This is a genomic window from Kribbella sp. NPDC058693, assembly GCF_042715335.1.
GTDB classification, from domain to species: domain Bacteria; phylum Actinomycetota; class Actinomycetes; order Propionibacteriales; family Kribbellaceae; genus Kribbella; species Kribbella jiaozuonensis.
The window spans coordinates 1,834,514-1,859,839 of the sequence record NZ_JBHXSQ010000001.1 but is presented as its reverse complement, the minus strand read 5'-3'; the positions used below and the strand labels follow the sequence as shown (position 1 = coordinate 1,859,839).

Below are 25,326 nucleotides of genomic sequence, written 5' to 3'. Positions count from 1 at the left end.
CATGTTATCAGTCGATGCATACTCTCGTCATCAGTGAAGTTATCAGTCAATTACAACTTGGAGCTTGCGATGACCGCTCTCGTCGAGAGGGAAGTGGTGGGGACCCGGAGCCGTGGGCTCGGGGTGGTGCTGGCCGCGGTGGGGATTCCCACCTTCATGGTCACGCTGGACAACCTGGTCGTGACGAACGCGCTGCCGGTCATCAAGACCGAGCTGAACGCGTCGCTGTCCGACCTGCAGTGGTTCGTGAACGCTTACACGCTGGCCTTCGCCGCGCTGCTGCTGACCGCGGCCGCGATCGGCGACCGGCTCGGCCGGCGGCGGATGTTCCTCGCCGGGATCGCGCTGTTCACGCTGGCGTCGGCCGCCTGCGCGCTGGCGACGGAGCCGTGGATGCTGACCGCCTTCCGCGCGATCCAGGGCATCGGCGCTGCGGCCGTGATGCCGCTGTCGCTGACATTGCTGGCAGGCGCAGTACCGGAGAAGCAGCGGAGCGCGGCGATCGGCGCCTGGGGCGGCATCTCGGGCCTCGGCGTCGCCGTCGGTCCTGTGGTCGGCGGAGCGGTTGTCGACGGCCTGAACTGGCAGTGGATCTTCTGGCTGAACGTCCCGGTGGGTGTGTTTGCAGTACTGCTCGCTGCTCGGGTGCTGACCGAGTCCAGGGGTGCGGCGAAGCGGCTCGACTTGCTCGGACTGGTTCTGGCGACGGCCGGCGTGCTGTCGATCGTGTGGGGTGTCGTGCACGGAGCTGACGACGGTTGGACGTCCGGCGGCGTACTCGGCTCGCTGATCGCGGGCGTCCTACTGCTCGCTGCCTTCGTCGGTTGGGAGAGCCGTACGTCGGCGCCGATGCTGCCGCTGCGGTTGTTCTCGGTCCGCTCGTTCAGCGTGGTGAATGTCGTCGCGTTCACCTTCGCGGTGGGCGTGTTCGGGTCGGTGTTCCTGCTGGCGCAGTTCTTCCAGGTCGTGCAGGGCTTCACGCCGTTCCAGTCCGGTGTCCGTACGCTGCCGTGGACCGCGGCTCCGCTCGTGGTCGCGCCGATCGCCGGTCTGATCGTGGATCGGGTCGGCCCGCGGACGCTCATCGTCACCGGTCAGCTGTTCCTGGCCGCCGCGCTCGGCTGGATCGCGCTGATCACGACGGCGACAACGCAGTACGGCGATCTCGTCGTACCGTTCATCCTCGCCGGGATCGGGATGGGGCTGACCTTCGCGCCGACCGCGAGCGTGGTGATGAACAGCGCGTCCGACGCTGACCGGGGCGTTGCGTCCGGTACGAACAACACCATCCGCGAGGTCGGGGTCGCGATGGGCGTCGCCGTACTCGCGTCGGTGTTCGCCTCGTCCGGCTCGTACGAATCGCCGACCAGCTACGCCGCCGGGCTGGTGCCCGCGGTCTGGACAGGTGCCGCGGTCGTCGCGGTCGGTGCGCTGGTCGCCTTCCTGCTGCCGGGTCGCTCTAAAGTGTGACCGTGCTGGACGCAGACGACGTACGCCGGATCGCGCTGTCCTTCCCGGAGACGGTGGAGAAGAAGCGCTGGGGACACCCGACATTCGACGTGGCCGGGCGGATGTTCGTCACAGTGCCGGACGACCAGACGTCGTTCGCGGTCCGGTGTCCCCGGCTGGAACGCGAGGAACTGATCGCGGCGGAACCCGAGAAGTTCTGGGTGCCGAAGCACGAGGCGGGCTCGAACTGGGTTCGGGCCCGCCTCGCCGCGCTCGAGGACGCCGACGAACTGCACGACATCCTCTTCGACTCGTGGCAGCAGGTCGCGCCGCCGGGTTCAGCTGACGTATCTGGGTGAGACCGCGAACGTGTTGCAGCTGGCCGGGTTGCCGGTCTTGAACGACGTACCCATGAACCGCTGCTGGCTCGCGACGCTGCCGTGGTCGCCCTCTTCCGGCTTGTCGCCGGCGGTCACGACCCACTTGTTCCAGACGTAGAGCATCTCGCCGCTGATCGGGTAGGTGCGTTTGTTGACCGCGAGGAAGACGCCGGCGAAGCAGTTCGCCTGCAGTTCCATCCGGCGGGTCTGCCGGGTCCGGTCGTCGTAGTTGGTCAGCTCGTACCGGATGTTGTCCGATGCCTGCAGGATGCCGGTCATGTTCTGTACGCCGTGCCCGTACTCGTGCGCGACCGAGCGGGTGTACCACATCCGCGCGTACGCCTTCGACTCCGCGTCGGGGTACTCCGTGTAGGCCTGCACGAACACGTCGACCTTCATGTACAGGTTGTTGTTGGCCGAGCAGTAGTACGGCACGCTGACCGGACCGGTGCCGCACGGGCCGGTCGCGTTGGTGCCGGCCCAGAACGTCATCGTCGGCGGCTTGAACTTGTAGCCGGCCCTCGCCACCAGCGGCGCCCACGCCTTGTCCAGGCAGGGCTTGATCGCGGTCCAGTACGCCGCCGCGTTGCGCGCGTTGGTCGGCCGGACCCGCGGCTCCTTGCAGTTGACCGTCTTCATCTGGCCGACCTTGTAGAGCGCGTTCTTGGCCACGACCGTCGAGTCCGACACCTTCGGCGCGGTCGTGGTCGTCGTCTCCGTGCTGGTCGGCTGCTCGGTCGGCTGCTCCGTGGGCTGCTCGGTCGGCTCTTCGGTGGGCGTGCCGGTCGGCTCCGGGGTGTAGCGGCTCGGGCTCACCGGCGGCGTGGTGACGTCGTCGGCGTTCTTCTTGATCACGCCGATGATCCAGCCACCGACGATCGCGACGCCGACGATCGACAGGATCGCGATCAGCGGCGCCTTCGACTTCTTCCGCGGCCGCTGCGGCTGCCACCCGGGACCGGGACCAGGCGCTCCGAAGCTCGGACCCCAGCCGAAGCCGGGACCCTGCGGCGGCGGCCCGCCGTACTGACGCGGTGGCTGTCCGTACATCGGCTGGTACTGCGGCGGCTGCTGCTGCGGGTACTGCTGCTGGTACTGCGGGTTGGGTGGATACGGCGGATTCTGGCCGGGCGGCCCGTAGGGTGGCTGGCTCAACGCCGTTCCTCTTCTGTGCGTCCGAAAAAGCGACCGCCACAGTATCGTGGACGGTAGGGTCGGCTGCGTGACTGATGCCCGTACACCGAACAGTCCGATCGACCAGCTGGCTGAACGGCACCTCGAGCAGGAGATCGTGCTCGACCCGATCACCGCCACCGAGCTGGGGATCGCCGGCCACGACCATGAGCTGCCGGACTTCACGCCGGCCGGCTTCGAGGCGCGGATCGAGTTGACCCGGCAGACCGTTGCTGCGGCGCAGGCGATCGAGCCCGCGAGTCCGCGGGAGGAGGTCGCCAAGGACGCGCTGGTGGAGCGGCTCGGGCTGGAGCTCGAGCGCTACGACGCCGGCGTACCGCAGCACCAGCTGAACGCGATCTCGTCGGTCCCGGCGGCGCTACGGCAGGTGTTCGACCTGATGCCGACCGACACCGAGCAGGACTGGGAGACCGTCGCGATCCGGCTCAACCAGATCGGTACGACGCTCGACGGGTACCGCGAGACGCTGCTCGAGCAGGCCGCGCTGGGCCGGATCTCCGCCGTACGGCAGGTGAACGGGCTGGCCGAGCGGATCGCCAGCTGGACCGGTGCCGACGGCGACGACTTCTTCGCCGGGCTGGCCGCGCAGGCGCCCGAGAGTGCGGTCAAGTCGACGGTCGAGGCCGCGGCAGCGTCGGCCCGTAAGGCGTTCGACCAGTTCGGCGCGTGGCTGGCGACCGACCTCGCGCCGCGGGCGCCGCAGCGGGACGCGTGCGGCCGGGAGGTGTACGAGCTGGCCTCGCGCAGCTTCCTCGGCGCGGCGATCGACCTCGAGGAGACGTACGCGTGGGGCTGGGCCGAGCTGGCCCGGATCGAGAACGACATGCAGGACATCGCCGCCGGCCTGAACGGCGGCGAACGGAACATCGAGGCAACGGCCGCTCTGCTGGACAACGACCCGGCGCGGACGATCCGCGGCAAGGACGCCTTCCGCGACTGGATGCAGCAGTTGTCCGACGCGGCCGTCGCCGAGCTGGGCGGCACGCACTTCGACATCGCCGACGAGATCCGCACGCTCGAGTGCATGATCGCGCCGACCTCGGACGGCTCGATCTACTACACGCAGCCGAGTGAGGACCTGACCACCCGGCCCGGCCGGATGTGGTGGGCCGTGCCGACGGGTGTCGAGCAGTTCGCCACCTGGCGCGAGGTCACGACCGTCTACCACGAGGGCGTGCCCGGGCATCACCTCCAGGTCGCCCAGACGATGCTGCGGACCGACCTGCTGAACCGCTGGCAGCGGATCGCCTGCTGGGTCTCCGGACACGGCGAAGGCTGGGCGCTGTACGCCGAGCGCCTGATGGAAGAGCTGGGGTACCTCGAGGAGCCGGGCGCGCGGTTCGGGATGCTGGACGCGCAGGGCTTCCGGGCGGCGCGGGTGATCGTTGACATCGGCATGCATCTGGAGCTGGAGGTCCCGCGGGACAACCCGTTCGGCTGGCGGCCGGGGGAGCGGTGGAACGCCGAGCTCGGGTTCGAGTTCCTGCGGGCACACTGCCGGATGGAGACCGAGTTCCTGCAGGCCGAGCTCAACCGGTACCTCGGCTGGCCGGGGCAGGCGCCGTCGTACAAGGTCGGCGAGCGGATCTGGCTGCAGGCGCGCGAGGAAGCCAAGCAGCGCAAGGGATCCGCGTTCGATCTGCGGGCGTTCCACTCGGACGCGCTGAACCTCGGATCGATCGGCCTGGACCCGCTGCGCCGGGCGCTGGCGAAGCTATGAGCCTGCGTTTCGTGCTGGCGTCGGCCTCGCCGGCCCGGCTGAAGACACTCCGTGGCGCCGGCGTCGAGCCGGAGGTGATCGTCTCCGGCGTGGACGAGGACCACATCACGGCTGAGAGCCCCGGCGAGCTTGCGCGTTTGCTTGCCACGTTGAAGGCGCGTGCCGTCGTCGCTTCGTTGACCGAGCACGCGACCGTGCTCGGCTGCGACTCGGTCCTCGAGCTCGACGGTGTCGCGTACGGCAAACCCGGTACGCCGGAGATCGCGCGCGAGCGCCTGCGGATGATGCGCGGGCGGAGCGGCGTACTGCACACCGGGCACTGCCTGATCGACACGTCTGCCAAGCAAGAGCTGCGCGAGCTCGCGTCGACCACGGTCCACTTCGCCGACCTGACCGACGACGAGATCGACGCGTACGTCGCCACCGGCGAGCCGCTCGTCGTCGCCGGCTCCTTCACCGTCGACGGTCTCGGCGGCCCGTTCGTGACGGGTGTCGAAGGCGATTACCACAACGTCGTCGGCCTCTCGTTGCCGTTGCTCCGGCGCATGCTCGCCCAGGTCGGCATCGCCTGGCCCGAGCTGTGGAAGACCACCTCGGAGTACAAGTACGACGAGACCGTCGCCTCGACGTACGACGAGACGCGCGGCGGGCTCACCCGCGCCGTGGCCGCTGCCGAGGCGGTGGATTTCCTGCTCCCGAAGGGCGGACGAGTCCTCGAGCTCGCCGTCGGGACCGGGATCGTCGGCGCCGAACTCGTTGCCCTAGGCAACCTAGTGCACGGCGTCGACCTCTCACCCGCCATGCTCCAGCACGCCCGCGTCCGCCTTCCCGGTCACGTACTCGCGGCCGATGCGGCGACGCTCCCGATCGCAGACCGCCGCTGCGACGCGGTGGTCGCGGTCTGGCTCCTCCACCTGCTCAACGACAGCGAGCCGGTGATCGCCGAGGTCGCCCGCGTACTCCGCACCGACGGTGTCTTCGTCACCACCACCGAGAAAACCGACGCCAGCCGCTACGCCGACGGCCGAGGCCCCAACGACACCCGCTCCCAGGACTCCCTCGCCCACCTCGCCGCAACCGCAGCCCGCCACGGCCTGTTCCTCGACGGCGTCACAGCCTTCAACGGCCCGACCCGCAACACCGGCGAGTCCCCGGTCTACCCGCTGGTCCGCTTCCGCCGCAGCTGAATCCGGTCAGGCGGTCTTGGCGTCGAGGTACTGCAGCAGGTCGTGAGCTGCCAGCTCGACCTCTTTGTGACGCCACTCGGAGGCTCGGTAGACCGAGGCGATCAGCGCGGTGCGGTGGATCCGGCGGAAGTCGCCGAGTACGAACGCGTAGCGCGCCTTTGTCTCCTCGCCGGCGCCGTCGGTGAGCCCGAGGTGCCAAGCGCCGTACTCGTCCCAGCTGTGCTTCTCGAGGTAGGCGTTCTGGTCGTCGGCCCGCGGCTGCGCCTCGCCCCAGTCGCTGTCCAGCACGTACTGCCGCGCGTCGATCAGCTTCCGCGCGTTGTCGACGGCTTCGGGATTGACTGCGTACTTAGCCATACCGCCAGTGTTTACGGATGAGCGCTGGCGCGCCACTGCCCGGGGCCGGGGCGGAGCGGGGTGCGGGCGTTGCGCCAGTACGTCGCCCAGTTGCTGGCGCGTTGCGGGTCCGGTGCCGGCGCGGGTGCGGCAGCGCGAGCAGCCAGCACCGTGACCAGGGCGGCGAGCTCCTCCGGGGTCGGGTTGCCTTTGCGGATCTCGATCACAGGGGGATGTTCCCATGCTTCTTCGGGGGCAGGGTGTCGCGCTTGGTGCGGAGCAGGCGGAGGGCGCGGATGATTTCGGCGCGGGTCTCGCTGGGTTTGATGACCGAGTCGATGTAGCCGCGTTCGGCCGCGATGTACGGGTTCGCCAGGTGGTCCTCGTACTCCGTGATGAGCTGCTGCCGGCGGGACTCCGCGTCCTCGGCGCCGGCCAGTTCGCGGCGGTACAGGATGTTGACCGCGCCCTGCGCGCCCATCACCGCGATCTGTGCGGTCGGCCAGGCGATGTTGATGTCCGCGCCGAGGTGCTTCGACCCCATCACGTCGTACGCGCCGCCGTAGGCCTTGCGGGTGATCACGGTGATCATCGGGACGGTCGCTTCGGCGTACGCGTAGATCAGCTTGGCGCCGCGGCGGATGATGCCGTTCCACTCCTGGTCGGTGCCGGGCAGGAAGCCCGGGACGTCGACGAAGGTCAGGATCGGCACGTTGAACGCGTCGCAGGTCCGGACGAACCGGGCCGCCTTCTCGGACGCGTCGATGTCGAGGGTGCCGGCGAACTGCATCGGCTGGTTCGCGACCACGCCGACCGGGCGGCCCTCGACCCGGCCGAAGCCGACGATGATGTTCGGCGCGAACAGCGTCTGCACCTCGAGGAACTCACCGTCGTCGACGACCGCCTCGATCGCGGTGTGCATGTCGTACGGCTGGTTCGGCGAGTCCGGGACCAGCGTGTCCAGGGCGAGATCGGTCTCGGTGGGCTCGAGGTCCGCGGGCGCGTCGTACACCGGCGGGTCCTCGAGGTTGTTCTGCGGGAGGTGACCGACCAGGGCCTTCACCCACTCGATCGCGTCCTCCTCGTCGCTGCCGAGGTAGTGCGCGTTGCCGGACTTGGTGTTGTGCGTCCGGGCGCCGCCGAGCTCCTCCTGGGTGACGTCCTCGCCGGTGACGGTCTTGATCACATCGGGGCCGGTGATGAACATGTACGACGACTCGTCGACCATCACGGTGAAATCGGTGACCGCGGGGGAGTAGACCGCACCGCCCGCGCACGGGCCCATGATCAGCGAGATCTGCGGGATGACACCGGACGCGCGGACGTTGCGGCGGAAGATCTCCCCGTACAGGCCGAGGGAGACCACGCCCTCCTGGATCCGGGCGCCGCCGGAGTCGTTGATGCCGATCAGCGGGCAGCCGATCTTCATCGCCAGGTCCATCACCTTGACGATCTTCTCGCCGAAGACCTCGCCCAGGCTGCCGCCGAAGACGGTGAAGTCCTGTGCGAACACGCACACCTGCCGGCCGTCGATGGTGCCGAACCCGGTCACCACGCCGTCGCCGTACGGGCGGTTGCCGTCCAGGCCGAAGCTGGTCGAGCGGTGCCGGGCGAACTCGTCCAGCTCGGAGAAGGAGCCCTCGTCGAGCAGCAGCTCGATCCGCTCACGGGCGGTCTTCTTACCGCGCGCGTGCTGCTTCTCCACGGCGCGCTCGGACCCGGCATGCACGGCCTCGTCCAGCCGGTGCTCGAGGTCCGCGAGCTTCCCGGCCGTGGTGTGGATGTTCACCGTCTCTCCCATGAACGCGCAGCCTACGCGCCAGTACGCCGTACCGCCTGTGACGTCCGCCGCAACGCGTCGCTGAACCTGGCCGCCGGTAGGTTCTCGCCGTGGCGGACGCACAGGTCGGTGATCTGATCCGGAGCATCAACAGGCTGGTCGAGCGGGACACCGGGAGCTGGTCGTTGGCCGTCGGCAACCAGATCGCCCAGCGGGTGACGCGGTCCGACCAGCGGCGACTGCGCCTGCTGGTGGACAACCTCGACATTCCGGCGCGGCTCGCGCCGCAGCCCGGCGAGAAGGATCAGCGGGCGGAGATCCGGGAGGCCCTGGTCGAGACGGTCGCCAGCTGCGCCGCCGTACTGGAACCTCGGGAGCCGGCCCAGGAGTCTCTGTATTCCTATGGCCAGTCGCGGTTCGAGGCGGCGAACAGCCGGTTGTACGCGCAGTACGAGACGCCGCGCCTGGTCGCCGAGCTTCGGCCGGACGGGCGGCCGGATGACCTCGGCATCTTCCCGCCTCCGAGGATCGAGGGCGACGTGCTGGCTGCGCACGCGGCCGCTGTTGCCATCAGCGCGCGGACCGGACGGCCGGAGCGCGTCGTACTGCGGGAGCTGGTCGCCGCCGGTCGTGGTGCCCATGCGACGGCTGCGGCCAGGATGCTGCTGCAGTCGCGGCCGGGGTTCGCGGCGTTGCCGGCGTCGGAGCGGAACGACCTGACGACGCGGATCGCCGATGATCTCGAGGCCCAGTTCGAGAATCACGAGCGGGAGGCTCCGGGGCCGGAGATCGGCGCCGTACTGGCGGATCGGCAGCAGTTGGCCGGCTTCGGGTCGACGGCGATCACGACTGCCAGTCAGGATGCGAACGAGGAGATCGCCCACCTGCATCAGTACTTCGACACCATCGGCTGGCCGCCTGCGGTTGCGCGGCCGGACTCGGTCGCCGAGCTGTGCGGTCAGATCCAAGGCGCTGTCGGGGACATCCTCGACGCACCCAACTCGCGGTGGGACGGCGGGATCGAGTCTGGAGGTGGTGCCGCGACGACACTCAAGCTTCCGCGGGAGCAGGCGGTGGCGCTCGGCAAGCTGCTCGAGAGCAGCAGGACACACCCGCTCGGTGCTTCGGATGCGACTGCCGCACGGGAGGCGTTCCAGTTCGTGGCGGCGGAGTACGCACGGTGGGCCGTTCCGGAGGAGTTCGACGGGCGGCACGAGGCGGCGGTCGGGGCGGTCGCAGCTGAGTACGCGACGATCGAGCAGGCCGTCGGTACGGCGTTTGCCGAGGACAACCTGCGGGATCTTGCGGACCGCTCGTTGCCGTACGAGCTTGCGATCCAGGTGCGGCAGGCGCGGGCGCCGGAGCCTGATCGGCGGCTGGCGCCGGCGGCTCGCTCGTTCGCGGCGGTTGTCGACAAGGCTGTGGGTGCTGAGGAGGGGGAGACGCTTCGTCGGATGGCTGGGGAGAGCGCGCCGCGGATGGTTCAGGCGGCGGTGGGGGATTTGGTGGCGGGTTCCGGCGTACAAGCCGTTGAGGGGCCGTTCGCGTTGAGCCGGATCACGGACGAGGTCGACCTTCAGTTCGCGGCGCTGCCGGGTGTGCTCGACAACGCGCTGTATGACGACTCGGCGTCGGAGTACGGCACGTTGGTCGGCGAGGTCGCGGTGAAGATGAGTGAGACCTACGCGGAGGCGCCCGGCATGGCTCGGCGTGAGTCGCTCGCGCGAGAGCAGGAGTCGGCGGCGCGCTTCGCGTCCGGGCATGACCCGGCGCTCACTCGCCCGCAGGCACAGGCTCCTGCTGCCTCTCAGACGACGGCTCGAACCACCTCGAACGCCGACCCGAAGCGCCCCACGCTGGACCGCTGAGGTCAGGCGGGGCCGACGGCGAAGAGTTTGGTGAGGCGGGCGGCCTGGGCCAGGTCGCCGCGGACCGACAGGCGTTGCTTGAGGACGGCAACGATCGGGTCCTCGTTGCCGGTGACGATGCGGAGCAGCGTGGCCGGATCCGTGCGGATGGAGATGTCCGCGGGAGCAGGCGGCGTCGACGACACCGTGCAGCGGCTGTCGTGGACGTGGATCCAGTACTCGTCGATGGAGTGCCCGTCCCCGCCCGCGCCGGTGATCTGCCAGCTGATCACAGCGTCGAACCCGGCAGCCCGGGCGGGTCGGAGGTACTCCGGCATCCGGCGAAAGATCTCGCGCAACGCGACCTCTCGCACTCCCCCGATGAGACGATGCCGAAGCTCCCGCTCCGACGTCCGGTCGACCAATCGGGCCAGCTCACTCGCGTCCAAGGTCGTGATGCCCTCGGACTCCAGCCAACCAGCACTGCCTCGCTCGGTCATCGACCACCCCCGCGGCAGTTCCTACCGGACTGTAGGAATTTCCTACGATGCGGTAGGTTTGTCAAGTGGTTGGGGACCCTGAACGACGTCGGCGCGCTCGTCATCTCGGTCCGGAGCGCCGTCGCCCGCTGATCCTGGACGCCGCGCTCGAGGTGTTCTCGGCGAAGGGCTTCGCGGGTACGACGATGCAGTCCGTCGCGGATGCGGCCGGCGTCACCAAACCGGTCGTCTACGACTCGTTCGCGAACCGCGACGAGCTGCTGCTGGCTCTGCTCGCGCGCGAGGAGCAGCACCTCGTCGTCTCGATCGTCGCCGCGCTGCCCGCGGACCCGAGCGTCGGCACCCCGGAGGAGCACGTCCTCGAGGGCCTGACCGCGTTCCTGACTGCGGTCTCCGAGCAGCCGCAGTCGTGGCGGATCGTCTTCGGCGCGCAGTACGGCGCTGCGCCCGTCGTCGCCGAGCGGGTCCGCGCCGCCCGCGCGTTCCTGGTCGAGAGCCTGCGCCTGACCCTGCTCCAGTCCCTCCCCGGTGTCGCCGACCCCGACGCGAACCTCCCGGTCCTGGCCGAACTGCTCGCCTCGATGACCGAGTCCTGCGCCCGGATGCTCGTGGTCGACGGCACCGACCGCAGCCCGGCCGAGCTGGCGAAGACCGTCTCCCAGGTCGTCGCCGGCGGCTTCGGCAACGTCTGAGCGCGACATACTGTGAAGTAGCTGAACGGGCGGTCACGATCGGCTTCCAGTGGCTGGACTGTGCGGCATCGACGGGCGTCCGCCGATAGGGTGGGCGAACGTGAGCGAGACCGGTAGTGAGACCCGTACCCGCGCGCGGTTCGAGGTGCCTGAAGAACTCAGGGCCGACGTCCGCCTGCTCGGCGAGATCCTCGGCAAGGTTCTGGTCGAGTACGCCGGACAGCCGCTGCTAGACGACGTCGAGAAACTGCGCGAGCTGACCATCGCCGGCGACGGCGCCGCGGCCGAGCAGCTGGTCGCATCGTGGCCGTACGAGCGGGCCGAGGACGTGGCGCGGGCTTTTACCTGCTACTTCCACCTGACCAACCTGAGCGAGGAACTGCATCGCGCCCGCGTACTCCGCGAGCGCGACCGGGCCGGCAGCGAGGCCGTGGTGTCCGAGCTGGCCCAGGCCGTCGAGCAGATCGCCCGCGACAGCGGCGAGCAGCAGGCCCGCGCACTGCTGAACGGGCTGGAGTTCCGCCCGGTGCTGACCGCGCACCCGACCGAGGCCCGGCGCCGCGCCGTACTGGCGACGATCCGGCGCATCTCCTCGCTGCTGGACGAGCGCCACGACCCGCGGGCCGGCGACAGCGACCTGGCGGAGAACCGTCGCCGCCTGGTCGAGCAGGTCGACGTCCTCTGGCGTACGTCGCAACTCCGCACCAGCCGGCCGACTCCGCTGGACGAGGTCCGCTCGGCGATGGCCGTGTTCGAAGAGACCCTGTTCGATGTCGTGGGCAACGTGTACCGCCGACTCGACGACGCGCTGGCCGGTGACGCAGCCGGCACCCGTACGCCGGTGGTCGCGCCGTTCGTGCACCTGGGCTCCTGGATCGGTGGCGACCGCGACGGCAACCCGAACGTCACCGCCGCGATCACCCGCGAGGCCATGCAGATCCAGGCGGACCACGTCCTCCGGGCGCTCGAGCAGGCCACCGAGGCGCTGGGCCGCGCGCTCACCCTGGACGCCGCGACCACTCCGCCGTCCGCGCCGGTCCGCCGCATCCTGGAGGACGCCCGGGCGGTCAACCCGGAGCTGATCGCGGACATCGAGACGCGTTCACCGGCCGAGCCGCACCGGCAGCTCCTGCTGCTCGCAGCGCGCCGGCTGGCCGCGACCCGGTCCCGTGACGCGGACTTCGGCTACCCGCGGGCCGCTGACTTCCTGCACGAGCTCAAGGTCCTGCAGGACTCGCTGGTGACGGCTGGCGCACCACGCCAGGCGTTCGGTGAGCTGCAGCAGCTCATCTGGCAGGTGAACTCGTTCGGCTTCCACCTGGCCGAGCTGGAGATCCGTCAGCACTCCTCGGTGCACGCCAAGGCTCTCGAAGAGGTGCTGGGTGGCGGCGAGCTGTCCGACCAGACAGAGGAGGTGCTGGCGACGCTCCGGGTCATCGGTCAGATCCAGCAGCGCTTCGGCCCGGATGCCTGCCGTCGGTACGTCGTGTCGTTCACCCGCAACGCCGGCGACCTGGCCGCCGTCTACGAGCTGGCTGACGCCGCGCTGGACGGCCGTCCGATCGAGCTGGACGTCGTACCGCTGTTCGAGACGGGTGAGGACCTGCAGAACTCAGTGGAGGTGCTGGACAACGCGATCCAGCTCACCCGGGTGCGGCACCGGCTCACTGCGAACGACCGGCGCTTCGAGGTCATGCTCGGGTACTCCGACTCCGCCAAGGACGTCGGACCGGTTTCGGCCACGCTGGCGCTGTACGACGCGCAGGCGCGGATCACCGCGTGGGCGCAGCGCAACGCGATCCGCCTGACGCTCTTCCACGGTCGTGGTGGTGCGCTGGGTCGTGGCGGCGGTCCGGCGAACCGCGCCGTACTCGCGCAGGCTCCTGGGTCGGTGGCTGGTCGATTCAAGCTGACCGAGCAGGGCGAGGCGATCCCGGCGCGGTACGGGAACGCACCGATCGCGCAGCGGCACATCGAGCAGGTGACCGCGGCGACGCTGCTGGCATCCACTCCCGCGATCGAGGAGCGGGCCACTGCGGCGGCGGAGCGGTTCGCGGTGATGGAGAAGACGCTCGACGAGGCGGCGCGTACGGCGTACCACGGGCTGGTGAAGGCGGACGGGTTCGCGGAGTGGTTCGGCCGGGTGACGCCGCTGGAGGAGCTCGGTCAGCTGCCGCTCGGGTCGCGGCCTGCTCGTCGCGGGGTGGCGGTGTCGTCGCTGGAGGACCTGCGCGCGATCCCGTGGGTGTTCGCCTGGTCGCAGGCCCGTGTGAACGCACCGGGTTGGTACGGCCTCGGTACTGCGCTGGCAGCCGTCGGGGACGTCGCCCTGCTGCAGGACGCGAACCAGAACTGGCCGCTGTTCCAGGTGATGCTGGAGAACGCGGAGATGTCGCTGGCGAAGACGGACCGGCGAATCCTGGGCCGGTACCTGGAGCTGGGCGACCGGCCGGAGCTGACGCAGAAGATGCTCGACGAGCACGCGCTCACCACCGAGTGGGTGCTCAAGGTGCTCGGCGAGGAGCGCCTGCTCCAAGGGCGGCGCGTGCTCGGCCGTGCGGTCGAGCTGCGGAACCCGTACGTCGACGCGCTCAGCTACCTGCAACTGCGGGCGCTGCGGACGCTGCGCACGGACGACTCGCTGGACGAGGAGCAGATTGTCCGGACTCGACGGCTGCTGTTGCTGACCGTCTCGGGCGTTGCGGCCGGTCTGCAGAACACCGGATGAGATTCAGCGACCTGGAGCGGCCCCCGCTGGACGAGAAGTTCCTGCGGGGCCGCTTGGTGCGTCCCGGTGCGCTGTGGACGCAGATCGACGTACTCGCGGAGACGCCGTCGACCAACGCGGTCGTGGCCGCCGCGGCCGCTGGTGGACAGCCCGAAGGGCTGGTTGTCGCTGCGGAGTACCAGTCGTCCGGTCGGGGGCGGCTGGGGCGGACCTGGACGACGCCACCTCGCTCTGCGCTGCTGATGTCGGTTTTGCTGCGTCCGGTGAGTGTGGAGGCGGCACGGTGGCCGTGGCTGGGTTTGCTGGTGCCGCTGGCCGTTGCGGCGGCTGTGCGTGCGGTTGCTGAGGTGCCGGCGCAGGTGAAGTGGCCGAACGATGTACTGATCGAGGACCGCAAGCTCGCCGGCATCCTGCTCGAGCGGATCGAGGGACCGGCCGCGGTGGTCGGCATCGGCCTCAACGTGACCCTCCACGCCGACGAGAAGCCGCACGAGGCCGCGACGTCACTCGCACTGGAGAAGGCCGTCACCACTGACCGCGCGACGGTGATGGCCGCCGTACTGCGTGAGCTCGCGTCTCGCTATCAGGTCTGGGTCGACGCTGGCGGTGATCCGTCTGTGGTGCTTCCGGAGTACCGCGAACTGTCCGCGACCCTCGGGCGATCTGTCCGCGTGGAGCTACCGGACGGCACGTTCCTGGAAGGCGTCGCCCGGGACCTGGCGGACGACGGTCGGCTGATCGTCGACACCCCCGACGGCCCTCGCCCACTGGCCGCCGGCGACGTCACCCACCTGAGGACAGCTGACCAATAGTCGGCCTGTGCTCGGGTCGGTGAACGACCACGATCCGGTTGCCTTCGCGCACCGAGCCTGTCTCCAGCACCTTCAGATAGGCGCCCACCCGACCTGTCTTCGCAAACCGGTGATGGAACCGATTGATCCCCATCCGCCCCGACAAGTTCCCACACGGCGTCCGCGGCGACCGTACTTCGACCAGGATCCCGTGCTTCGGCCCACCGATCCGCCACCGCTCCCCAACCACCGCACCGGTGATGTCCAGCCCGGCGGTCGTCAGGTTCTCCCCGAACAACCCCGGTGGGATGTCGCGACCCAGTTCGGCCGACCACCAGTCGGCGTCCTCCTCGGCGTACGCATAGAGCGCCTTGTCCGGCCCGCCGTGATACCGCGTATCGCACTGCCGATCACCAACCAGCCCAAGCTCACCAACCTCGACCACCCCGCGCACCGGCCGCTTGTCGATCGCCGTCCACCGCGTCGGCCCACGAATCACCTCGAACACAACGTTGACCGCCACCACCCGCGCCGTCATCGCCCGATCCACCGAATCGGATCGCCGCTGTCCAGGTCGTCGCATCCCGCATCGTGCAAAGCCCCGGCCGCCAGCGTCCGCCGGTACGACCCGAACGTCAGCACATGCGCGATCATCCCGCCGGCCGTGTACACCTCGGCGTTCTCACCCGGACACACGATCAACTCATCAAGCCGATTCGCGCCGCACAGCTCGCCGACCTCGGCCGCGAACGCCGTACCCACGTCAGCCAGGCGGCGGCGCATGCTCTGGACGCTTTCCCCTTGTTCTACAGAGAAGTCGTACTCCTGGCCGGTCAGATTCGCATGCCACATGCCGAGTTGGCCGACCAGCCGGGACAGCAGCGAGCGTAGCGTCGGATGGTCGTCGATTCCCTCGACCGAGATCTCGATCGGATGGTCGAGTTGCTCGTCGGTCAGCGTGGCCGCCTGCCCGAGCATCTCCCCGAGCAGCCAGACATGGTGATCGACCATCGTCCGCACCAGCTCCATCGAACTCACCTCGTCCCTGGCCGCCACCCGTAATCTGTTCGGCGGGTGGAAATGGATGCCACTCGACGTCTCCAGCCGGATCCGGTCCGGCCGGCCACGCCACTCCGCAGGCGGTACGCCGTACGCCCGGCTGAAGGCACGCGTGAACGCCTCGTGCGACCCGTACCCGGCCTCGACCGCGACGTCGAGGATGTGCCCGGGCCCGGTCAGCAGTTGGTACGCCGATCGCTCGAGCAGGATCCGCCGTCGGAGCGCGCCCGGACTTTCACCCGCCGCGGCCGCGACCATCCGATCGAGATGCGAGCGCGAGAGTTGAAGTCGGGCGGCCAGATCGGCGCCGTTGGCCGCGTGGTCGTCGAGTGCGTCGGTGAGTACCGAGACGAAGGCGGCCAGCACATCGGTCATGGGACCATCGTGCTCGCCGCCTTGGTGTTGTGCTTGATCGTTTTCGCTTTACTCGGTGAAGATTTTGACCGCGGTGATCAGGGTCTCGATGACGCCGTAGCCGAGGAGGACGGCTACCAGGAGCCAGGAGATCACCAGGCGTGGGGTCTGGTTCATCGGGATGCCTCCACGGTCGATTCGGACTGCTCGTGGAATCGGTCGGACACCGAGCGGATCAGCAGGTTGGCGATGAAGCCGACCGCCAGTACGCCGACCATCGTGAACAGCGCCGGCCGGTACGCCGATGCGGTCAGCGTGCCCGGTTTGCCTTCGTGGTCGAGGAATCCGTTGATGATGAGCGGACCGGCGATGCCCGCCGCCGACCACGCGGTCAGCAGCCGGCCGTGGATAGCGCCGACCTGGTACGTGCCGAACAGATCCCGCAGGTACGCCGGAACCGTCGCGAACCCGCCGCCGTAGAACGAGATGATGATCGCGGCGAGCAGCACGAAGACCACCGTGCTGGTGTGGCCGACGGTCGCGAGCAGGGCGTACGCGATGATCCCGACGCCGAGGTACATCGCGTAGATCGGCTTGCGGCCGATCACGTCCGACGTCGTCGACCAGCCGAACCGGCCGGCCATGTTGAAGATCGACAGCAGCCCGACGAACCCGGCCGCCGCGGCGACCGCGACGCTCGACTTGCCGCCGTCACCGCGGAAGAAGTCCTGGATCATCGGGCTCGCCTGCTCGAGGATGCCGATACCCGCGGTCACGTTGCAGAACAGCACCACCCAGAGGAACCAGAACTGCGGCGTCTTGATCGCGTTCGCCGCCGAGACGTTCGCAGTGGTCACAAGCGCCTTCTGCTGCACGGTCTTCGGGTCGAAACCGTCCGGTGTCCAGCCCTCGGCCGGCACGCGGATGTTGAAGACGCCGAACATCATGATGATGAAATAGCCGATGCCCAGCGTGACGAACAGTCCGACCAGCGCGCTGCCGCCGGCAACCGACGTACTGACGTTCGGGTCGTAGTTGGAGTCGTACGCGCCGAGCAGTTGGCGCGACAGTGGGCTCGCGACGAGCGCGCCGCCGCCGAAGCCCATGATCGCCAGGCCGGTCGCGAGACCCGGGCGGTCCGGGAACCACTTGATCAGCGTCGACACCGGCGAGATGTAGCCGATCCCGAGACCGATCCCGCCGATCACGCCGTACCCGAGATAGACCAGCCAGAGCTGGCCGGTGCCGATGCCCAGGGCGCCGACGAGGAAGCCGGTGGCCCAGAAGCAGGCGGCGACGAACATCGCTTTCCGTGGGCCGTTGCGTTCGACCCAAGTGCCGCCGACGGCGGCGGACAGGCCGAGCATCACGATCGCGATGCTGAACACCACGCCGACGGCGGTCTGGCTGCTGTCGAAGTGTTTCACCATCGAGGTCTTGTAGACGCTGGTCGCGTACGCCTGCCCGATGCACAGGTGGACCGCCAGCGCGGCCGGCGGGATCAGCCAGCGGCTGTACCCGGGCGGCGCGATCGTGTGCTCCCGATCGAGTATCGACAAGACTGCCATCACGGCTCCTTCTCGTCCCCCAGTTGACTACCCCTCGCGCATCTTGGCTCACTGTATGCACTTTGTGAAGCGTTGAACCACTTTGTCGCCCGATAGGTACCCACCGGTTGCCCTCGTACGTGTCGGGAGACGACATTCGGACCCAGTAGCTGTGAGACTGGGGGTATGGCGATCTCGGCGAAGTTGTTGGGTGAGGACGAGTACGTCGTCGTCAGCACCCGGACGCACTGGAAGGCGCTGATCGGGCCGGTGCTTCTGCTGCTGGTGGTGGCGGGTGCGGGCGGTTTCCTGGCCGCGATCGTGCCGACCGGGTCGTTGCAGACCCCGGCCCGGATCGCGATCCTCGCCGTCGGTGTGGTGATCCTGGCGGCGTTCGCGCTGAAGCCGTTCCTGAACTGGTTCTTCTCGACGTACACGATCACGAACCGCCGGCTGATCACCCGGCACGGCATCCTCACCCGCACCGGCCGCGACATCCCGCTGATGCGGGTCAACGACGTCTCGTACGAACACGGCCTGATCGACCGCATCCTCGGCTGCGGCACCCTCCACATCGAGTCCGCCGGCGAACGCGGTCAGGTGGTGCTCCCCGACGTACCGCACGTCGAGCACGTCCACCTGCAGATGTCAGACCTGCTGTTCGGCGGCCCCGACGGCAAACCCGGCGACGGCATCCTCGACGACGAGGAGCCGCCGGAACACATGCGCCGCCGCCCGCAGCAGCAACAACAGCAGCAGTCGCCGCGAACCGACGACGGCGAAACCCTCTTCAGCTCGGACGACGACCGCTGACCAGTGCAGCATTTGTACCCATTTCGGGGTACAATTGCAGCCATGGCTGGAGCGACTCTCGCAAGGCTCGGCGCCGTCGCCGAACGGCGTTGGGGTCTGCTGACGACAGCCCAGGCCGAAGAGGTCGGCGTGTCTCGCAAGCAACTCTCTCGGCTGGCATCCACCGGCGTTCTCGAGCGGGTCCTGCAAGGCGTCTATCGGATGCCCGGCTCGCCCGAGCACGAGCATCAGACGATCTATGCGACTTGGCTTGCACTGGGCGGGACAGGTGCCCGGACGAGCGACGGCGTCGCTCCGGTCGTGGCTGCCGGCGTGACGGCGACGCTGCTGCACGGGATCGGGGACTTCTTCTCCGACGGTCTCGACTTCATCGTCCCGGCGAGGAAGGCGACCAGGCTGCCCGGTGTGCGGCTGCGGGTGCGGAAGCTGACCCGTAACGAGGTGATCCCGGTGGAGGGAGTGCCGACGCTCACGGTTGAGCGCACGATCGCAGATCTGCTGGAGCGGCAGACCGACCGGTCCCTGGTCGCGGACACAGTTCGCGATGCCGTCCTGCAGGGAAAGCTGCTCTCTCCTCGCGACCTGGTGGCTTACCTCGAGCCGGTCGCTGCTGCGCGCCGGCTCGGCAACGGTCTTTCCCTGGCCGGCGATCTGTTCGAGTTGGCGGGCGTGGCCCCCGAAGGGTGGGCCCGTGGATGACAAACAGCCCTATGGGGATTGGCCGTCCCTCTCACGAGCGATCAAGGAGGCAGCAAAGAAGGCGGTCGCGATGGGGGCGGCCACCGATGTCGACTCGTTGATCCGTCAGGCGTACTTCGATCGGTTCCTGACGCGGGTTTTCGCGGCAGGTGGGGACTCGGACTGGCTGCTCAAGGGCGGCGTCAGCATGCTGGCTCGTGTCCCGAGGACCCGAGCCACGAAGGATGTCGACCTGGCATCGCCCGCGGCTGATCTCGATGAGGCGGAGAACGCGCTCAAGCTCTGTGTGGATGTTGACATGGGGGACCATGTGACGTTCCGCCTCTCCGCGCGACGGCCGACCGGTCTCGGCGACAACCAGCCAGGCGTGGCGACCCGCCGACTGCTGTTCACCTGCTACGACGCCGAGACCGGTCGGAGGATCGGGGACGTACCGGTCGACCTCGTTGTCGGCCCGGCGCCGGTCGGGCGGCCTGAGACCGTGGAGCCCGCCAACCGGCTCAAACTGGGCCGGCCGCTGGTGACCCGGCCTTACCGGCTGTATCCAGTGGTCGATCAGGTGGCAGACAAGGTGTGCGCCACGATGGCCACCAACTACCCGGGCGGAAAGGGCAGCAGCCGCGTCAAGGACCTTGTCGACCTGGTCGTGATCACCCGGACCCAGCAGATGGACCTGCGTGAGCTCGGGCTTGCGATCGATACGAAGCGCAGACTGAGCGGCCTGGAGCCGTTCGAGCGGTTCCGGATCCCGGCCGACTGGACGGCGGAGTACACCCGCCTGGCCAAGAGTGCAGCCTCGGTCGACGGACTGACGGATGCCGGCGAGGCGGAGGCTTTCGTCGCACAGCTCGTCGACCCGGCGCTGCAGTCTCACGGAGGGCTGACGGCTGACTGGATGCCAGGCGCCGGGTGGACCGACCGTGCAGCCGCGGCACCCTCATCTCCGGGAGCGCGAGGCACGCAAACGGACGGCAGGACTGCGCAGGAGCGTCAACAGGTCCGCGGCGCCCAGCCGCTACGGGATCACCGACGCACGCCGCGAGATCGTGGCCGATGAGGACCACGAGACCTGCTGATCCTCGCCGGTCAGAAGACCTCGACGCTGACCGGCGCGAGCGGCGACCGGAAGGCTGCTGTGGCTTGGTTGAGCGCGCCTGCGGTGTGCTCGGTGACCCGGCCCGTGGCGGCGAACTCGGCGAGTGGGCGGCCGCCCAGGTAGGCGGCGCTCAACTCGGTGGTCGAGAGAGTCAGATCGGCCGGCGAGTCGGTGGGTTCGCAGGTGACGCCTGAGTCGGACGCGGTTAGGCGGAAGGTGCCGGCGTTCTCCTCGATCAGGTCGTCGGTCACCTCCAGGACGACGTCGAGCGGGACGGTGTACTGGCGTTCCTGCAAGGCCCGTTGGACGTCGGTGATGCGGATCCAGAGGGACTCGCTGACTCGGCGGTCCAGGGCCGTCGGAGTGCTGACGAGTTGGAGGAGCGGCTCGTCGACAGCGGCGTAGCCGTAGCCGAGCTTGGCGCTCAGGTCCATCGTGAGCAGGTGCTGCCACAGCACCCGGTACGCCGTCGCCGTCGGCGCGACCAATTCCTCGAGGTTCACCTCGTACGCCGGACCCGTCGGGCCCCAGATCATCTTGCCGCGCCACAGGGCATAGCCGTCCACGGTCCCGGTCTCGTCGCGATGGACGGCAATGCGGAGTGCGGTCCGGCCGCCGCGGTCGTCCGGCTTGTCCTCCAGGTGTTTCTGCCAGCGCAGCTCCGAGCGGTCGGACACGCCGGCTCGCACCCGCTGCATCTCGCCGAGGATGCGGGGCAGCTCCTTGAGCGCCTCGTCCTTGGTCAGCTCGCCGAGCTCGCCCGGGCGGATCGGTCCGGTCGGCGGGCCGACGCGGTGCAGATCGACCTCGTACGACGTCCCCCACGCGGCCGCGGCGTACCCGAAGCGGCCGTAGATCGCCGGCTCGCTGGCCCATAGGACCGCGATCGCCTCCGGCACCTCGCGCAGCTGCCGGCTCATCAACCGGGACAGCACTCCGCGCCGCCGATGCGTCGCCCGGACGCCGACCCCGGTCACATGCGCCGCGGGCACGACGGCACCTGGGACGGACAAGTTCCGGGTCAAGGCCAGCGTGGTCCCGATCAACTCCCCGCCGTCGACCGCCACCAACGTCCGCTCCGGCTCGAACAGCTGCTGCGCGAGATCATCCGGCGTCACCTCGAACATCATCGCCGCGCTGAACACCCCCCGGACCGCGTCGAACTCTCCAGCTTCGGCCGCCCGCACCTCGATATCGGTCACGTACGGCATCTTCACATGCCCTTCCGACAACTTCAGCCCCTCCGCGAGCATCGAGCCTGCGAAAGGGGTGGTGCAGATGATCAAGATTCTCGGCACGACGTCAGCAGCCTTGCTGATCGCAGCAGGCCTGATGCCTGGAACGGCCGCCGCCAAGACCAGCGCGGTCGGAGGCTGTTCCGTCGCGGTCGGATCGGTGACGGCGGGCGGCGACCATCGGGAACAGGGCGTCTTCTCGGGCGTTCCGCCGACAGCGCCGGCCAGTCGGATCCTCGGGCTCAAGGTGTATCCCGCTGGAGCGGTTCGAGTCAGCTCGTCGATGTCGCGAGGCGATGACGGGATCAGCGTCGCGTTCGTGTCGGGCTACAGCATCCTGGGCGATGCGTTGTACTTCGCGAACTACTCGACCGGCGAAAACGGCGTCATCGACGGCGGGGTGAAGCGGGTCGGCGGCGGCTGGGGGCCGTTCCTCTCCCTCAACGAGACGACGTACTACGACGGGGTGCTCCGGCACAACACGTACGGACTGCGCAACGACGGCACGCTGTTCCGCTGGACCGTCGACAAAGGCGGTGTGTGGCGGAGCAAGGCGTCCGCACCCGGGTTCGCGTCGGTGAAGTCGATGGCGTTGATCAGCTCGACCAAGACGTACGACACGTTCCTCGCGAACACCCGCGGCGGCGCGCTGTACACGATCCACATCCCGGCGAGCGCACCGATGAAACCGATCGTGAAGCAGGTCCGCAGCGCGACCTGGCAGGGCTTCGAGACGTTGCTCGCACAGCAGTGCGGCCAGTACGGCACGCTCTTGCTCGGCATCGACCGCGACACCCACAACGGCTACTTGTACGCCGTTGGCCACGCAACCGGGACGACCACCGTCATCCAGTCGATCGGCAAGGTCCCCGCCACCTTCACCGACCCCGTCTATTTCCACTGGACCGACGGCAACGCCACCTTCAAACCGCCGTTCGGAGAGTGACCTCAGACAGCCTCGACGTTGTCGACGAGCCACTGGCCGGAGACTGACTGGAGGGTGAGTTGGACCCGGGTGCGCTGCACGCTCGGGGTCGACGCGCCCTTCGTCGTGGTCGTGGTGTCGACGAAGAGGAGGACGTGTGCCGTGGTGGCGGTCGCGTCCTTGACCGCGGCGTCCGTGACCTCGGCCTTGGCGACGGCCTGCTGGCTCAGCTGTTGCGGACGGATCGCGGCGACGGTCTTCGCGAACTCGGCGCCGAACTTCTCCGTGGTGACCTTCTGCGTCGCCGCCGCGTAGTCGTCGAGCTTGCGGTAGTCGTAGCTGAAGAGAACACCGACATGTGCCCGGGCAGCCGCCAGGACCTCCGTGCGTACCTGCTCGCCCGGCCCGGCGGCGTCGAGCTTGCGCTGCAGGTCGTCGGCGCGCTTCAACTGCGTGTTGGCGTCGGACCGCACGATGGCGACGGCCGCGATCCCGGCGCCTGCAACACCCACCAGCAACACGGCCAGAACGATGCTGACGACAACTGCCGGATGCAGCCTCTGCCGGGGTGGTGAAGGAGGAGTCATCGAGGTGCCGGGTCAGCGGACAGCCGGCAGATCTCCGGTCGAGTCGTCGAGAGCGGCCGGGGAGTCGGGGGCCGGGGTGTGCTCGGCCTCGTCGAGCTCGATCTCTTCCTTGAAGACGAACTTCCGGTACGACCAGAAGCGGAACAGCGTGCCGAGCCCGAGGCCGATGAAGTTCGCGGCGATGTTGTCGGACAGCCAGGTGTGCAGGTCCAGCACGTACCGCGAGAAGGCCAGACAGCCGGCCGCGATCAGCAGACCGATCCCGTTCAGCACGAAGAACAGCACGTACTCACGGTGCAGACCGCTGCGCTCGCGGTGCCGCCACGTCCAGTACCGGTTGCCGAAGTACGTCACGACCGTCGCGACCGTGGTCGAGATCAGCTTCGCGGTCAGCGGCTTGTGGTGCAGCATGCCCTCGCCGGAGTCGGCGAGCACCAGCGGGTTGCTGAACACGAGCCAGTTGTAGATCGGCAGGTCGACGACCAGACCGAGCAGACCGACCAGACCGAACTTGGCCACTTCGTGCACCAGATGCTGGAACTGGCGGTACAGCGTGGTGACGAGCTTCAACGGTCTTCGGAACCTTCTGTGATCAGACAGCGACGGGAGGGTCAGCCTCCCACGGTACCCGGCGACCGGTCCCAGCCCGAAATCGCCAGCGTGCCGCGATGGCCGCCGACCGGCTGATGTTGTATGGACATTAGGCTCCGGTCTGTGAAGTTCGATCGCAAAGACCTCCCCGTCGGCACCCCGGTGGTCGGCATGGTCGGAGGCGGCCAGTTGGCCCGGATGACGCAGGAAACTGCCGTCGCCCTCGGTATCCAGCTCCGCGTGCTCGCCGAAGGCCCCACGGTGTCCGCCGCCCAGGCGGTCGCGGACGCGCCGGTCGGCGACTACAAGGACCTCGAGACGGTACGGCGGTTCGCCGCCGAGTGCGACGTGGTCACGTTCGACCACGAGCACGTGCCGACCGAGATCCTGCACACCCTCGAGGCGGACGGCCTCAAGGTCCACCCCGGTCCGAATGCGCTCGTGCACGCCCAGGACAAGGCCGTGATGCGCGCCCGGCTCGACACCTTCGACGCCCCGTCGCCGGCGCACCAGGTGGTCGCGACACCGGCCGAGGTCGAGGACCTCGCCAAGCGGGTCGGCGGGTTCCCGATCATCCTCAAGACCACCCGCGGCGGGTACGACGGCAAGGGCGTCTGGTTCGTCGACGGGCCGGACGACCCGCAGATCGCGACGGCGTTCGGCAGCGCCGTACCGATCCTGGCCGAGGAGAAGGTGGATTTCGTCCGCGAGCTGTCCGCGATCGTCGCGCGGTCGCCGCACGGGCAGGCGGTTGCGTACCCGATCGTCGAGTCGGTGCAGAAGGACGGCATCTGCGTCGAGGTCACCGCGCCGGCGCCGGGCCTGGCGCCGGAGAAGGCCGCGCAGGCGCAACAGACCGCGCTGCGGATCGCCGGTGAGCTCGGCGTGGTCGGCGTACTCGCGGTGGAGATGTTCGAGGCCCGCGACGGGCGGCTGCTGGTCAACGAGCTGGCGATGCGCCCGCACAACACCGGGCACTGGTCGATCGACGGCGCGGTCACGTCCCAGTTCGAGAACCACCTGCGCGCAGTACTCGATCTGCCGCTCGGCTCGCCGGCCGCCCGAGCGCCGTACACCGTGATGGTCAACGTGCTCGGCGGCGACGTCGAGGACATGCACCGCGGTCTGCTGCACTGCATGGCGCGCGATCCGGGGCTGAAGGTCCACTTCTACGGGAAGTCGGTGAAGCCGGGCCGCAAGATCGGCCATGTCACGGCGTACGGCGACGACCTTGAGGAGACCCGCTCCCGCGCACGCCACGCGGCTGCGTATCTGACCGGCACCATCGACGAGTAGGGAAGCGCATGATCGGGATTGTGATGGGGTCGGATTCGGACTGGCCGACGATGAAGGCGGCGGCCGAGGTGTGCGTGGAGTTCGATGTGCCTTTTGAGGCAGACGTCGTGTCGGCGCACCGGATGCCGACGGAGATGATCGACTACGGACGGTCAGCGCACGAGCGGGGCCTCAAGGTGCTGATCGCCGGCGCCGGCGGGGCCGCGCACCTGCCCGGCATGCTCGCGTCGGTGACACCGTTGCCGGTGATCGGCGTACCCGTTCCGCTGAAATACCTCGACGGAATGGACTCGCTGCTCTCGATCGTGCAGATGCCGGCCGGTGTCCCGGTTGCAACGGTGTCAATCGGGAACGCTCGGAATGCGGGGCTGCTCGCGGTCCGGATCCTGGCCGCGACGGACGAGAAGTTGCGGGACAAGATGCTGGCGTTCCAGGAATCGCTGGCGGACGTGGCACGGGGGAAGGGCAGCACTGTGCGTGACGGGGCAGCAGAGTTGCGTAAAGGCTGAGGCAGTCGCTG

General features: G+C 68.8%; 25 protein-coding genes. 14 read left to right on the top strand and 11 right to left on the bottom strand.

Annotation, left to right across the window (positions count from 1 at the left end):
- Window positions 1–69 precede the first annotated feature (69 nt).
- Together ACFWUU_RS08910 and ACFWUU_RS08905 are read left to right on the top strand one after the other, a co-directional pair.
- Complete coding sequence (locus ACFWUU_RS08910; protein ID WP_380173972.1) at window positions 70–1,470, top strand: DHA2 family efflux MFS transporter permease subunit; 1,401 nt, start codon at window positions 70–72, stop codon at window positions 1,468–1,470.
- Window positions 1,471–1,472: 2 nt separating this feature from the next.
- Window positions 1,473–1,808 carry an MmcQ/YjbR family DNA-binding protein gene (locus ACFWUU_RS08905; protein ID WP_380173970.1) on the top strand — a complete coding sequence of 112 codons (336 nt, stop codon included), beginning with the start codon at window positions 1,473–1,475 and terminating at the stop codon, window positions 1,806–1,808.
- Here the strand turns inward: ACFWUU_RS08905 and ACFWUU_RS08900 are convergent.
- Window positions 1,788–2,984 carry a neutral zinc metallopeptidase gene (locus ACFWUU_RS08900; protein ID WP_380173968.1) on the bottom strand — a complete coding sequence of 399 codons (1,197 nt, stop codon included), beginning with the start codon at window positions 2,982–2,984 and terminating at the stop codon, window positions 1,788–1,790. The genes ACFWUU_RS08905 and ACFWUU_RS08900 overlap by 21 nt on opposite strands.
- Window positions 2,985–3,051: 67 nt before the next feature.
- Between ACFWUU_RS08900 and ACFWUU_RS08895 the strand changes: the two genes are divergently transcribed.
- Window positions 3,052–4,743, top strand: coding sequence for a DUF885 domain-containing protein (locus ACFWUU_RS08895; protein WP_380173966.1), 1,692 nt, complete (start codon window positions 3,052–3,054; stop codon window positions 4,741–4,743).
- On the top strand, window positions 4,740–5,930 hold the full coding sequence (locus tag ACFWUU_RS08890) for a Maf family nucleotide pyrophosphatase (RefSeq protein WP_380173964.1): 1,191 nt from the start codon (window positions 4,740–4,742) through the stop codon (window positions 5,928–5,930). The genes ACFWUU_RS08895 and ACFWUU_RS08890 overlap by 4 nt, the downstream gene beginning before the upstream one ends.
- Before the next feature lie 6 nt (window positions 5,931–5,936).
- On the opposite strand, the gene ACFWUU_RS08885 is transcribed toward ACFWUU_RS08890, so the two are convergent.
- From ACFWUU_RS08885 to ACFWUU_RS08875, 3 genes are read right to left on the bottom strand one after another with little or no spacing between them, the layout of a single operon-like run.
- Window positions 5,937–6,287, bottom strand: coding sequence for a hypothetical protein (locus ACFWUU_RS08885; RefSeq protein ID WP_137252893.1), 351 nt, complete (start codon window positions 6,285–6,287; stop codon window positions 5,937–5,939).
- A gap of 11 nt (window positions 6,288–6,298) precedes the next feature.
- A complete protein-coding gene (locus tag ACFWUU_RS08880; RefSeq protein ID WP_380173962.1) occupies window positions 6,299–6,493 on the bottom strand; it encodes an acyl-CoA carboxylase subunit epsilon in 195 nt (64 codons plus the stop codon).
- Window positions 6,490–8,067 (bottom strand): acyl-CoA carboxylase subunit beta, encoded by a 1,578-nt coding sequence (locus ACFWUU_RS08875; RefSeq protein ID WP_380173957.1) that lies wholly within the window; start codon window positions 8,065–8,067, stop codon window positions 6,490–6,492. Before ACFWUU_RS08875 ends, ACFWUU_RS08880 begins: the two co-directional genes overlap by 4 nt.
- 89 nt (window positions 8,068–8,156) lie before the next feature.
- Between ACFWUU_RS08875 and ACFWUU_RS08870 the strand changes: the two genes are divergently transcribed.
- Complete coding sequence (locus tag ACFWUU_RS08870) at window positions 8,157–9,914, top strand: hypothetical protein (RefSeq protein WP_380173955.1); 1,758 nt, start codon at window positions 8,157–8,159, stop codon at window positions 9,912–9,914.
- A 2-nt stretch (window positions 9,915–9,916) separates the two neighbouring features.
- On the opposite strand, the gene ACFWUU_RS08865 is transcribed toward ACFWUU_RS08870, so the two are convergent.
- Complete coding sequence (locus tag ACFWUU_RS08865) at window positions 9,917–10,393, bottom strand: SCP2 sterol-binding domain-containing protein (RefSeq protein ID WP_380173953.1); 477 nt, start codon at window positions 10,391–10,393, stop codon at window positions 9,917–9,919.
- 65 nt (window positions 10,394–10,458) lie between these two features.
- Between ACFWUU_RS08865 and ACFWUU_RS08860 the strand changes: the two genes are divergently transcribed.
- The 3 genes from ACFWUU_RS08860 to ACFWUU_RS08850 all read left to right on the top strand — a co-directional run bounded on the left by ACFWUU_RS08860 (window position 10,459) and on the right by ACFWUU_RS08850 (window position 14,625).
- Complete coding sequence (locus ACFWUU_RS08860) at window positions 10,459–11,085, top strand: TetR/AcrR family transcriptional regulator (RefSeq protein ID WP_380173951.1); 627 nt, start codon at window positions 10,459–10,461, stop codon at window positions 11,083–11,085.
- Between the two features lie 100 nt (window positions 11,086–11,185).
- Window positions 11,186–13,813: a phosphoenolpyruvate carboxylase gene (locus ACFWUU_RS08855; RefSeq protein ID WP_137252899.1), complete on the top strand. Its 2,628-nt coding sequence runs from the start codon at window positions 11,186–11,188 to the stop codon at window positions 13,811–13,813.
- Window positions 13,810–14,625, top strand: a complete 816-nt coding sequence (locus tag ACFWUU_RS08850; RefSeq protein WP_380173949.1) for a biotin--[acetyl-CoA-carboxylase] ligase — start codon at window positions 13,810–13,812, stop codon at window positions 14,623–14,625. Before ACFWUU_RS08855 ends, ACFWUU_RS08850 begins: the two co-directional genes overlap by 4 nt.
- Here ACFWUU_RS08850 and ACFWUU_RS08845 read toward each other — a convergent pair.
- From ACFWUU_RS08845 to ACFWUU_RS08835, 3 genes are all read right to left on the bottom strand, one after another.
- Complete coding sequence (locus tag ACFWUU_RS08845) at window positions 14,597–15,142, bottom strand: MOSC domain-containing protein (protein ID WP_380173947.1); 546 nt, start codon at window positions 15,140–15,142, stop codon at window positions 14,597–14,599. The two genes, ACFWUU_RS08850 and ACFWUU_RS08845, sit on opposite strands and share 29 nt — an antisense overlap.
- Window positions 15,139–16,038, bottom strand: a complete 900-nt coding sequence (locus ACFWUU_RS08840; RefSeq protein ID WP_380173945.1) for a helix-turn-helix domain-containing protein — start codon at window positions 16,036–16,038, stop codon at window positions 15,139–15,141. Before ACFWUU_RS08840 ends, ACFWUU_RS08845 begins: the two co-directional genes overlap by 4 nt.
- Window positions 16,039–16,190: 152 nt before the next feature.
- Entirely contained in the window at window positions 16,191–17,585 is a 1,395-nt protein-coding gene (locus ACFWUU_RS08835) for an OFA family MFS transporter (RefSeq protein WP_380173943.1), read from the bottom strand.
- Window positions 17,586–17,750: 165 nt separating this feature from the next.
- Here ACFWUU_RS08835 and ACFWUU_RS08830 point away from each other — a divergent pair, with 165 nt between their 5' ends.
- Genes ACFWUU_RS08830 through ACFWUU_RS08820 form a run of 3 tightly spaced genes read left to right on the top strand, consistent with a single transcriptional unit; the run spans window position 17,751 to window position 20,133 of the window.
- Entirely contained in the window at window positions 17,751–18,377 is a 627-nt protein-coding gene (locus ACFWUU_RS08830; RefSeq protein WP_137252904.1) for a PH domain-containing protein, read from the top strand.
- Between the two features lie 42 nt (window positions 18,378–18,419).
- The gene (locus ACFWUU_RS08825) at window positions 18,420–19,076 is read left to right on the top strand and encodes a type IV toxin-antitoxin system AbiEi family antitoxin domain-containing protein (protein ID WP_380173940.1); all 657 of its coding nucleotides are present in this window, start codon (window positions 18,420–18,422) and stop codon (window positions 19,074–19,076) included.
- Window positions 19,069–20,133 carry a nucleotidyl transferase AbiEii/AbiGii toxin family protein gene (locus ACFWUU_RS08820; protein ID WP_380173937.1) on the top strand — a complete coding sequence of 355 codons (1,065 nt, stop codon included), beginning with the start codon at window positions 19,069–19,071 and terminating at the stop codon, window positions 20,131–20,133. The genes ACFWUU_RS08825 and ACFWUU_RS08820 overlap by 8 nt, the downstream gene beginning before the upstream one ends.
- A 29-nt stretch (window positions 20,134–20,162) precedes the next feature.
- On the opposite strand, the gene ACFWUU_RS08815 is transcribed toward ACFWUU_RS08820, so the two are convergent.
- Window positions 20,163–21,470 carry a GNAT family N-acetyltransferase gene (locus ACFWUU_RS08815; protein WP_380173935.1) on the bottom strand — a complete coding sequence of 436 codons (1,308 nt, stop codon included), beginning with the start codon at window positions 21,468–21,470 and terminating at the stop codon, window positions 20,163–20,165.
- Between ACFWUU_RS08815 and ACFWUU_RS08810 the strand changes: the two genes are divergently transcribed.
- A complete protein-coding gene (locus ACFWUU_RS08810; RefSeq protein WP_380173933.1) occupies window positions 21,451–22,353 on the top strand; it encodes a hypothetical protein in 903 nt (300 codons plus the stop codon). The genes ACFWUU_RS08815 and ACFWUU_RS08810 overlap by 20 nt on opposite strands.
- 2 nt (window positions 22,354–22,355) lie before the next feature.
- On the opposite strand, the gene ACFWUU_RS08805 is transcribed toward ACFWUU_RS08810, so the two are convergent.
- Window positions 22,356–22,853 carry a hypothetical protein gene (locus tag ACFWUU_RS08805; RefSeq protein ID WP_380173931.1) on the bottom strand — a complete coding sequence of 166 codons (498 nt, stop codon included), beginning with the start codon at window positions 22,851–22,853 and terminating at the stop codon, window positions 22,356–22,358.
- 78 nt (window positions 22,854–22,931) lie between these two features.
- Window positions 22,932–23,489, bottom strand: coding sequence for a GtrA family protein (locus tag ACFWUU_RS08800; RefSeq protein ID WP_137252906.1), 558 nt, complete (start codon window positions 23,487–23,489; stop codon window positions 22,932–22,934).
- 144 nt (window positions 23,490–23,633) lie between these two features.
- On the opposite strand from ACFWUU_RS08800, the gene ACFWUU_RS08795 reads away from it, so the two are divergent.
- On the top strand, window positions 23,634–24,806 hold the full coding sequence (locus ACFWUU_RS08795; protein WP_380173929.1) for a 5-(carboxyamino)imidazole ribonucleotide synthase: 1,173 nt from the start codon (window positions 23,634–23,636) through the stop codon (window positions 24,804–24,806).
- A gap of 8 nt (window positions 24,807–24,814) precedes the next feature.
- A complete protein-coding gene (gene purE, locus ACFWUU_RS08790) occupies window positions 24,815–25,315 on the top strand; it encodes a 5-(carboxyamino)imidazole ribonucleotide mutase (protein WP_380173927.1) in 501 nt (166 codons plus the stop codon).
- Window positions 25,316–25,326: the final 11 nt, after the last annotated feature.